Source organism: Myxacorys chilensis (assembly GCF_059505265.1).
Map to the genome: position 1 here is coordinate 1 of NZ_JCACKG010000118.1, position 9472 is coordinate 9472.

Here is a 9472-nt window from a genome sequence, read left to right on the forward strand (position 1 = left end):
TCAGCCTTCTAAACCTTCCCGCAAATTATGAAGAAACGTATGCGTTCGCCCTAGTAGCAGAAGTATTAATAGCTACACTTGATCTGATACCAGGTGTGGGACCAGTTCTGGGTAAGACAGTTAAATTATTAGATGCATTATTAGGACTTAATTCTTCTCAAAGTGAAGAATCCGATGCATTAAAAAAAATAATTGAAATGCTGAGTCGTACTGATTCCAGAGAGTTTGGTGTGGTAGCTATAAGCGCATGTAATTATGACTATTTCATTAGAATAGAGAAAATTCTTATAGATTTTGAATGTCAAATTCTAAGCAGAGAAGAGTTTCCGGGTGGTTCCGGTGCAAACACAATTTGTGGATTGGCAAAGCTTTGCGCTCCTCATAAAAAAGGTGAGAAGATATCTATAGTGAGCTGCGTAAAAAATGATGATAGAGGTCAGAAAATAATTGAATCTTTTAATGACTATGGCGTGGATATTGACCTCCTCATTAGAGATGATACCCCTAATCAAAGAACGGGTGTAGCAACGATCCTAGTTGAGCTTTCAGGAAAGAGGGAGATTTTATTAGAACCAGGTGTAAACGACTCTCTATCAAAATTGATAAAAGAAAGAGACTTACTAAACTCTCTTGAGAATAGAATAAAAAATTCTAAAATTATACATTTAACCTCATTTGCTGATGAGGAAGAAATGGAGTTACAAAAAATGGTTTTAGAGCGATATAAAGAAAAAGATACAGTAGTTTCGGTTACACCTGGGGCATTATACGTTAAAAAAGGTTTAGACAAGTTATTCCCGATCTTGAATCATGCCAATTTGGTTTTTCTATATAAAGAGCAGTTAGATGAGCTTCTTAAAGGAGACAATATAACGGGATTTAACAAAAATTTATCTATTAGGAAAAAATGCGAGCTTTTCTTTAAGTGGAAAGTCAGCCGAGGAATTAAACAACCGATGCTTCTTGTAGTTAAGGACAGTATAAAGATTCATAATGGTCAAATACGTAAAAACTATATTTCTATAGCCAGTAGTTTTAACAAGAAAATGAGTTTCTTTGGTCATTCAAATGTAAACTTTAGTACTATAGGTCTCTTAGCGATAGTAGACACTACTGGTGCCGGTGATGCAATCGCTGCTGGTTTTCTATATGGTTTGTTAAAAGGGAAAGAGAATATTAAGAGCTATGCTAATATTGGGTTTGTACTTGCAACTTATGTATCGACTCGATTTGGGGCAAGACCAGGTCTTATAGATAGTGATGCATTGGGAAGAGCACTAGAGAAACTGGAATAACTGACAGTCCAAAACATTTTATTAAAACAGATCTAAATATAGGCTTAAGTTTTTAAGTGAAAATTATACTCTGCTAAGATAGGTTCTTTTGGCAACATTAGTCCGATTTTGGCGAAAGCAGATGGAAGAAAAATTTCAATAGCCAATTTTAGAGCTAGTTGAAGATGTGGTTAAAATTGCAACTGATCATGAACCTTAGCATTAAAATTGCTTTTTCAAGTTTTGGTTCACTGCCGCACCCCGCAGAAGTTCTGGGGTGCAAAAATACTGAAATTGCCGCAAATTTGGGTGCGGCAATTTTTGCTTGGTCGGAACTTCTGCGGCGCGCGCAGGCATCAGGTGGCTTGCAGCCGCTGTCTTGAAAGGTGATCGCTTGCTCACGCTAGAGTTTTTGCGATACAGCCAGCAGTGCAACAGATACTTCTGTTGCACGAGTTTGACGATCTCAATCTGCTCATTTGATTGAGTGGACAAACCGATTACCAATCCACGTCGCCGAAATATTCGCGAAAGCCAGAGATTTTCTCATGGCTGACATCGAGGGCGATCGCGATCCGACCCTGGTACGGTTCACGATCCACGACGCCTTCACATTCAAATTCAAACATTACCGTTGTTTCGCTGCTCGTGATGTGATGCGGCGAACTGAAGGTGAGGCGGTCTCCCGATTCACGATGATCGCGGCACTTGGAGATCATTTGAGCTTTGCCTGTCCGTCCAGTGAATTTACCGCGGTAGTTACCATAGGGATACCAAAACGTGAACTCGTCGGTCAACATTTCAAGAAACGGTTGGAAATCACCCGTTGCCCAGCCGTGAGCGAAAGCGGCGAAGGCGTGTTGGGCAATTTTCAGGGTTGATTCATTCATATGCTTAGGCTATCAAAGTAGCAGACAGAAGTGTCTAGCGAAGTCGCAGCGACCTCTTGCGTGAATCAAGAAGGCGCTAGTCAAAGCAGTACAAATTCTCTAGAATGTCGAGCAGAGTAAATTAACGAGCGTTTAGCCTGACGCAACTTATGAATCTAAGAATAGCTGAACTGTCCGTCTAGGCTGTACGCAACCGTTCAATATCTCTCATGGGCGGAGCACCAAACATTCGAGAATATTCTCGGCTGAACTGTGACCCACTTTCATATCCCACCTGGTAAGCAGCAGCGATCGCATCAAAATCTTCAGTTATCATCAGGTGACGGGCTTCCAACAGTCTTAGCTGCTTTTGATATTGCAGCGGACTCATCGAGGTTATTTGCTTAAAATGCTGATGAAACGACGAAGTAGACATCTTGACCTGTTTTGCTAAATCCTCGATTCGTATCGGTTGGGTAAACTCAGCCTTGATCAGTTGAATGGCTGACGCAATGCGCTGCATACTGCTGCCGGATGTGGCAATTTGGCGCACGGCTTCACTTTGTTCACCGATCAGCAGACGGTAATAGAGTTCACGCAGCATGATCGGTGCCAGGATTGGGATGTCTTGCGGTGTCTCTAAGAGCTTGACCAGGCGGAGGACAGACTCGATCAACGTTGCATTAGCGGTGCTAACCCATAGACCTCGGACAGAGTTCTCTTGCTGGGCTGAACTAAAATCCATTTGAGTAACCAGATCACACAGTTGCACCAGGTCTAAGCTCAGCTTCAGCACTAAACACGGCTGGTCAGGTGTTGCCTTAACCACACGTCCACTGATCGGTAGAGTCACTGAAAGAACCAGGTAGTGCCCAGCGTGATAGGGATACGTTTCCTCACTTAGCAACACTTCTTTCTCGCCTTGAACAATGAGGGTGAGGCAGGGTTCATCCACACTGTAAGTTGCGGTTGACATTGCATCGGAGCGCGCAAATCTCAACCGATCGATCGCAGTGGGATGAAGACCATTGCCCTCGGTGTGTCTCATGACCAGTGCCGCGAGTTCTTGGCACTGATGCGCGATCACGTCAGCATTCGAGATTTCAACGATCATGGTAGGGACTCGACTCGCTCAATGCCTTGCTCTTGACAATTGTAGAACCGCTTGAAGTGATCGCTTTGGAGAATTAGGCAATTATCGTCAAGGTTTGTGTATTTCAAGAAAAGCTGTCCAAACTTATGCTGAACCCATGTAAACAGAAACGACAGCATGACTGAACAAACAAACCTTGGCGGCAGCTTCACACTGCCAAACACTTCAATGACTTTGCAGCGCATAGGATACGGTGCGATGCAACTTGCGGGTAAAGGAGTGTGGGGACCACCACGCGATATGGATGCCGCCGTTGCCGTCCTGCGCGAAGCGGTAGCACTTGGGGTCAATCACATCGACACTAGTGATTTCTACGGTCCGCACATCACCAATCAGATCATCCACAAGGCGCTTCACCCCTATCCCAAAGATCTGGTGATCGTCACTAAGGTGGGCGCGGTGCGCGGCGCGGATGCATCGTGGAATCCAGCGCAGAGTCCGACCGAGCTTCGCCAAGCGGTGCACGACAACCTAAGCAACCTAGGCGTTGACGTGCTTGATGTCGTCAACCTGCGCCGGTGGGGGGACGGACCGAACGAGGGGTCGATCGCAGAGCAATTCACTGCGCTCGCTGAGATGCAACAGCAGGGCTTGATCCGGCACCTGGGACTTAGCAATGTGACGGCGGCACAGATCGAGGAAGCGGGCGCGATCGCGCCGGTAGTCTGTGTGCAGAACCAGTACAATCTTGCCCACCGCGACGACGAGGCGCTAGTCGATGATCTGGCAGGAAAAGGCATCGCCTACGTACCGTTCTTTCCACTCGGCGGCTTCAACCCGCTTCAGTCCTCGACATTGGACACGGTGGCGGCAGCGGTCGGAGCTACCAAGATGCAGGTCGCGCTGGCGTGGCTGTTGCAGTGCTCTCCCAACATCTTGCTGATTCCGGGAACCTCATCAGTTGAGCATATGCGCGAGAATCTCAAAGTCGCCGAGCTGCAACTTTCACCGCAAACGATCGCAGAGCTTGATGCGATCGCTATAACGAAAGGTTGAAACGGAACAATTTTTGCCCTGCAAGGGGACCGAAGCAATTACAGGAGAACCTGATTGATGCAAAACACTCCCCAATCCATGAAAGCAATGGCTGTGGACGAGTTCGGCAGCCCTGACAAGCTGACTTTGCACACCTTACCCGTGCCTACCGTGGACGCGGGCGAAGTTCTGATTCGCATTGAGGTCGCTGGAGTCGGCATCTGGGACGCAATGGAGCGCGAAGGTGAGCTGGTGTATAACGAAGTCCACTTTCCGCGTGTGCTGGGCGGCGAATGTGTAGGCACGATCGTTGCTGTCGGCGACGGCGTCGAGCGTTTTGCTCTCGGCGATCGCGTTTACGCCCAAACCTTCATGAATGACAAGGGCGGCAGCTATGCCCAATACGTCGTCGTCTCCGAACAGACAGTCGCTCCGGTGCCCGATGGTCTCGATCTGCTGATGGCAGGTGGACTGCCCATTGCTGGTGCGACGGCGCTCCGGAATTTGGAGGCACTGGAGGCGGGCAACGAAACTACATTGATGCTGTGGGGCGCGAGCGGCGGTGTCGGTCACGTGGCGCTGCAACTGGCTAAGCGGTTGGGTGCGTGCGTTTTCGCGATCGCATCGGGCGCAGACGGCGTCGAGTTGACCAAGCGGTTGGGTGCCGACGAAGCGGTGGACGGACGTAGCGATGACGTTGCCCAACGTGCCCGCGCCTTCGCGCCTAACGGCTTCGATGCTGCACTAGTGCTGATCAGCGGTGACAATGTTCAGTCCACGCTGAGTCTGGTGCGTCAGGGCGGAATCATCGCCTTTCCGAACGGCGTGATGCCCGAACCCAAAGCGCCTGATGGTGTGGAACTGAAGAAGGCAAATGGCTTCGCCGACCCGATGTTGTTCGACCACCTCAACCGATTGGTGAGCAGCGGTGAATTTCAGGTTCGCATCGCGCAAACGTTTCCACTCGAGGAAGCCGCGCAAGCGCAGGAAGCGATGAAGCAGCATTATCTGGGCAAAATCGTGTTGCGCGTCAGCAGCAAATAAGAGTTTATTGAAACAATAGACCTTTTGCGTGATAGCAGAGGAATTGCTCTGAAACCTATATGGCACAATACTGATAGCTGATTTATCGCAATAGGTGAGACGTTTACCTCACGAAGCTTGTAGCCGTTTTTCGGCTTATTATGCAGAAGGTCTATTGTCGATACAAATCACTAACCTCTGCCCAACGACCCCGTTCACCCACCGCTAGTAACTCTCAAACTCAACGAAGAGACTCTGTACAGTCGGTGTGCAACGGGATTGTTGTGCGGTGTTTCTACTGAAAAACTTCTTCAGCTAAAAGCTGACCCTTCACCCGTTCATATTCATCTTCGAGAAGCCATTCTTGAGCAGCTTCATAGTTAGAGTGAGTGACTACGAGTTTGTAGGCAGAGGCAGGATTAAAAATACGGCAAGTGCCATCTTGATCACCCATCAGCATGAGAATCTTACGTGGGAAAAGAACTGGATAACCCGCGGAGATTAAAGATGATAGCCCTTCTGTTACTTGTAACTAGCTTGCGGCACTGGATATAACACCCTTAAGGGCAGCAATACCTTGCTCAACGCTACCCCATAGCCCCATATCCGGCTCCTTATTTGCTAGTTCTCGTGTGCCGACGAAGTAAAGGACGCCCTTCAGAATCTCTTGGTGAGCGCGGTTCTCAAAGTTAACTTGATTCAGCGGTTCCATCGCCGCCTGAAGCTTATCATCTAAGGACTGAGCCACCTTATGTAGAACTAGCCCAGTCATCGTCTGCTGATGCTTCAGCAACTCAAGCTGTAAGTACTTGTCATATAGAGTGAGCTCGGAACCACTCATCATTTGACCCACTTTCTCAGCATGTTGCTGAGTAATGTCACGAGGTTCTACAGCCGTGCCATATTTCGTAATGGCAGCGTCAATGTTGCCAAGATTCTCGCGATCGCTCTTAAGCATTCCTTCAAGGCGCTCGCAGATGGTCTGGTCATCTGTTTGTGCAATTAATGCTTGTTCGCTTTCAATCAAAACGTTCTGAAACAGCTTCAGGTCAGCTAGCTTGGTTCCAAGGTTTGTTGTATCAGTCATTGTGGTTCACTTCAGATAACAGATTTCTTAATTGTGGCAGTTAGCCCTTCAGTCCCCATCTTTCCGTGAGGTTTAAGTGAGTCCCTCTCTCTCCAGAAGGATCTATTGAGTTCACTCATGGTTGCTCTATGGGGACAGTTGGTTTGCTTGTATCGCAAAAAGTTTTAGAAGGGGTTGAGCCGATGTAAGGATAAAAAAGTGCTAGGTGGGTTGGAAATCCCTATTCAGACTGAGTTTTAGGAGATTCGTCGAGATGCGGTGCAGTACTATGACTTCTGCTCACCGATCGTAGAAGTTTGCCCCTCAAAGCTTGCTTAATCGTTGAGGTTGGGACAGTTACGTAACGAGCGAATGGGGGTTTGAGAACATAACCGAACGGTGATTTAGTCCGAGACTAGTCCAAGCGCGATCGCATCCTAGAATTGTGACAGTTAAGCCACAGCAAACTAAGGCTGTCAATTCGTTTGCAAATGCTATAGCCACGCCTCTAAATCAGAGAGCGTTTGAAAATCCAGTAGTGCTTCTGCCAGAGATTCGATTTGAGACAGTGATAGGTTGGCAATCTGCGATGACAAGGATTCAGGAAAGACTCCAAAACGACGATTTAGTAGACGTAGAACCAATGCTCTCCCTTCTTCTTCTCGTCCATCTTCCTTCGCTTCCTGATAGAATCGCGTTTCTTGAAGGGTTGTAATTCCTAGCATTGCTTCCGCCTCCTGCCAATTTAGATGTGTGAATTTGTAAACCAGAATCGTCGTGATCATCTCAATTATGGCGCGGATTGCCTCTTGAGATGCTTCTCCCCGCGATCTCTCCAGCAGAGCCCTCGCTACTTCCGGCGTACTCGCTTCATTAACCGTTGTCAAAGCCATCAGCGCCACCCCTAGCGGCAACTGTTCAATCTCCCCCAACTCATCCAAGAACACTCGATGCACCTGAGCGCTATTTAACTGGGACCGGTAAGGGCGTGTTTCTGTTTGCTCAGTCGAACGAGTTGGGTAAATAATCACAGTTTGCCAGTCTGTGAAACGGCTCCGGTTTCGGTAAAAATACAAAAACGATTCGCCAAATAGCCGCTCATACAGCACCTCATCACGCTGAAACTGAACCTCGCAGAAATAGACAACGCCCGGCTTAGTATCGGGTGGCAAAAACACGCCGTCAATCTCAAATCTGGGTTCTTTCACTGCAACCGAGTCGAAGCGGTATTGTCCAGCATTCGAGGGAGACTCTTCCAACAACTCAAACAGTAGCGTTGGAGCCTGCTGGAATAATTTATAGAAAATTGAATCACGACGCACTAGATCAACATCCCCAACTTGTTCATGTCTTTCTAAATCTTGGTTCCTAACCTTCTTCAATACACTGCTCTATCAGAGTGATTACTTCTGGCAAAATCTCTAAGAGCTGTTTCCCTTCCTGAGTTGTAGGTGAATCAGATTGAATCTGCTTCAGTTTAGTCAGGGTCTGCTTCAAAAGTACGACACGTGTCGTACTTTTCGTAGATGAACTTTTTTGGGACGGCGTGTCTTCTGATAAATATCGCTGAATTGTACGAAGGTTTTTTCCCCTTACAGGGTGACAGCAAGACTAGAAGTTAGTCAGGATGCCGGACGAGGAAGATTCAGGGTAGAAAAAAAGGGTAAATCCGAGATTCACCCTTGCATTCATAAATATGTTGCCTTCATTCTATCAAGCCTGTGTCCAAGCACAACTAAGCGAAGCCCAATTCATTACGCTCCAAATGCTGGTCGAACTGTTGCAAAAAGAGCGACGGATTACGCTCGAACATTTGGCAATACTGTTTGCTCAACCGATTTTGTTCGAGAGTCGCCGTCGCAACTTGCAACGGTTTCTCAGTTTGCCATCGCTACAACCCAAGGCGATGTGGTTTCCTATCGTGAAGCATTGGCTCAAGCAGCAGTATGGACGAGGCAAACAGCTTCACTTAGCAATTGACCGTACGCAGTGGAAAGACCATAACTTACTGATGGTCAGTCTGATTCACGGCAAGCGAGCGATTGGGTTGTACTGGCGATTGCTCGACAAGCAGGGGCAGAGTAATCTTGACGAGCAAAAATCGGCCATCGCTCCGGTCTTGCGACTGTTGCACGACTATCAACTGGTGTTACTCGGAGACCGTGAATTCCATTCGATTGCGCTGGCGGCTTGGTGCATGCGCCAGCAGCTTGACTTTGTGTTTCGCTTACCGAAAAGCACAACCGTCAAAACAGCCGAGAACACTGACTTTGAGCGATTGGATGCCCTGCCCCAGTCTCCTGGCACAACGCAATTCCAAGTCCAGATCCAAGTCACGCAGAAAACCGGCTTTGGCAAACACAACCTCGCTATCCGTTGGAAGCGTCAATATCGGTCTGACAAAGCTAACGAAGTTTGGTATCTCTTAACCAACCTGGATAACGTTGAAACAGCTCTGCAACTTTACGCTTTGCGCTTTCGCATTGAGGGTCTGTTCAAAGACCTAAAATCGGGCGGCTATGACATGGAAAACTGCCACGTCCGTGACAAGCGGTTCTTAGCCCTGGTTGGACTGATGGCGATTGCCTACACGATTGCGACAGATCGGGGTACTCGCATTCGTCGTAAAAAAGTGCAACACTACGTGGCTCGTCCTCAACCAAAACGCCGTGCTATCCAGCAGCACAGTAATTTCTGGATGGGCTTGTACGGAACGCTGTGGATTGACTCGATGGATACCTGGTCGGACTGGGCAGAGCGTCTGATGCGGCTCAAGCCCCAAAAGCGCTCCTTTTTCCTCAAAGGACTACGCGCCATTTCCCTCATTCAGTCCGCTTTCTAGCCTCGCTGTCACCCCGTGAGTTTTTTCCCACAACGACGGCTAGTGCTGGCATTAGCGGCTTTTGTCCCTTTTTGGGGCGACCTTGAACCTCAACATAGCCTGAGGCTTTTAAGCGAGCTGCGATCTCTTTAACTTCAGTAGGAGTGTAGTCGCGACGCTGCTCATTCTCAGCAACTTCAATTTGTAGTGCTAGTTCGGGCTCCTGATCAGCGTCAATTGCTAGGTTGTGTTGACATTTCAGCGAAGTTCAATCAGCAAGGCAGTGAAATA

The 9472-nt window shown here is 48.0% G+C and carries 10 protein-coding genes; 4 read left to right on the plus strand and 6 right to left on the minus strand.

Going from position 1 to position 9472, the window contains the following annotated elements; all coding sequences use genetic code 11:
* Positions 1–1295 (plus strand): carbohydrate kinase family protein (locus tag AC5JLB_RS08700; RefSeq protein WP_495873433.1); only part of this gene is annotated, 1295 nt, incomplete at its 5' end.
* 201 nt (positions 1296–1496) lie between these two features.
* On the opposite strand, the gene AC5JLB_RS08705 is transcribed toward AC5JLB_RS08700, so the two are convergent.
* The 3 genes from AC5JLB_RS08705 to AC5JLB_RS08715 form a co-directional block, all read right to left on the minus strand.
* Positions 1497–1769, minus strand: a complete 273-nt coding sequence (locus tag AC5JLB_RS08705) for a hypothetical protein (RefSeq protein ID WP_495873434.1) — start codon at positions 1767–1769, stop codon at positions 1497–1499.
* A 5-nt stretch (positions 1770–1774) separates the two neighbouring features.
* Complete coding sequence (locus AC5JLB_RS08710) at positions 1775–2164, minus strand: nuclear transport factor 2 family protein (RefSeq protein ID WP_495873435.1); 390 nt, start codon at positions 2162–2164, stop codon at positions 1775–1777.
* Between the two features lie 178 nt (positions 2165–2342).
* Entirely contained in the window at positions 2343–3257 is a 915-nt protein-coding gene (locus AC5JLB_RS08715) for an AraC family transcriptional regulator (RefSeq protein WP_495873436.1), read from the minus strand.
* 207 nt (positions 3258–3464) lie between these two features.
* Between AC5JLB_RS08715 and AC5JLB_RS08720 the strand changes: the two genes are divergently transcribed.
* Positions 3465–4292, plus strand: coding sequence for an aldo/keto reductase family oxidoreductase (locus tag AC5JLB_RS08720; RefSeq protein WP_495873442.1), 828 nt, complete (start codon positions 3465–3467; stop codon positions 4290–4292).
* A 57-nt stretch (positions 4293–4349) separates the two neighbouring features.
* Positions 4350–5315, plus strand: a complete 966-nt coding sequence (locus tag AC5JLB_RS08725) for a quinone oxidoreductase family protein (RefSeq protein WP_495873437.1) — start codon at positions 4350–4352, stop codon at positions 5313–5315.
* 274 nt (positions 5316–5589) lie between these two features.
* Here AC5JLB_RS08725 and AC5JLB_RS08730 read toward each other — a convergent pair whose 3' ends face one another.
* The 3 genes from AC5JLB_RS08730 to AC5JLB_RS08740 all read right to left on the minus strand — a co-directional run bounded on the left by AC5JLB_RS08730 (position 5590) and on the right by AC5JLB_RS08740 (position 7682).
* Positions 5590–5754 carry a hypothetical protein gene (locus tag AC5JLB_RS08730; protein WP_495873438.1) on the minus strand — a complete coding sequence of 55 codons (165 nt, stop codon included), beginning with the start codon at positions 5752–5754 and terminating at the stop codon, positions 5590–5592.
* A 72-nt stretch (positions 5755–5826) separates the two neighbouring features.
* A complete protein-coding gene (locus tag AC5JLB_RS08735; RefSeq protein ID WP_495873439.1) occupies positions 5827–6381 on the minus strand; it encodes a hypothetical protein in 555 nt (184 codons plus the stop codon).
* 473 nt (positions 6382–6854) lie between these two features.
* Positions 6855–7682, minus strand: coding sequence for an Rpn family recombination-promoting nuclease/putative transposase (locus AC5JLB_RS08740; RefSeq protein WP_495873440.1), 828 nt, complete (start codon positions 7680–7682; stop codon positions 6855–6857).
* 374 nt (positions 7683–8056) lie between these two features.
* Here AC5JLB_RS08740 and AC5JLB_RS08745 point away from each other — a divergent pair, with 374 nt between their 5' ends.
* Positions 8057–9202 carry an IS4 family transposase gene (locus AC5JLB_RS08745; protein WP_495873441.1) on the plus strand — a complete coding sequence of 382 codons (1146 nt, stop codon included), beginning with the start codon at positions 8057–8059 and terminating at the stop codon, positions 9200–9202.
* The last annotated feature ends 270 nt before the right edge of the window (positions 9203–9472 follow it).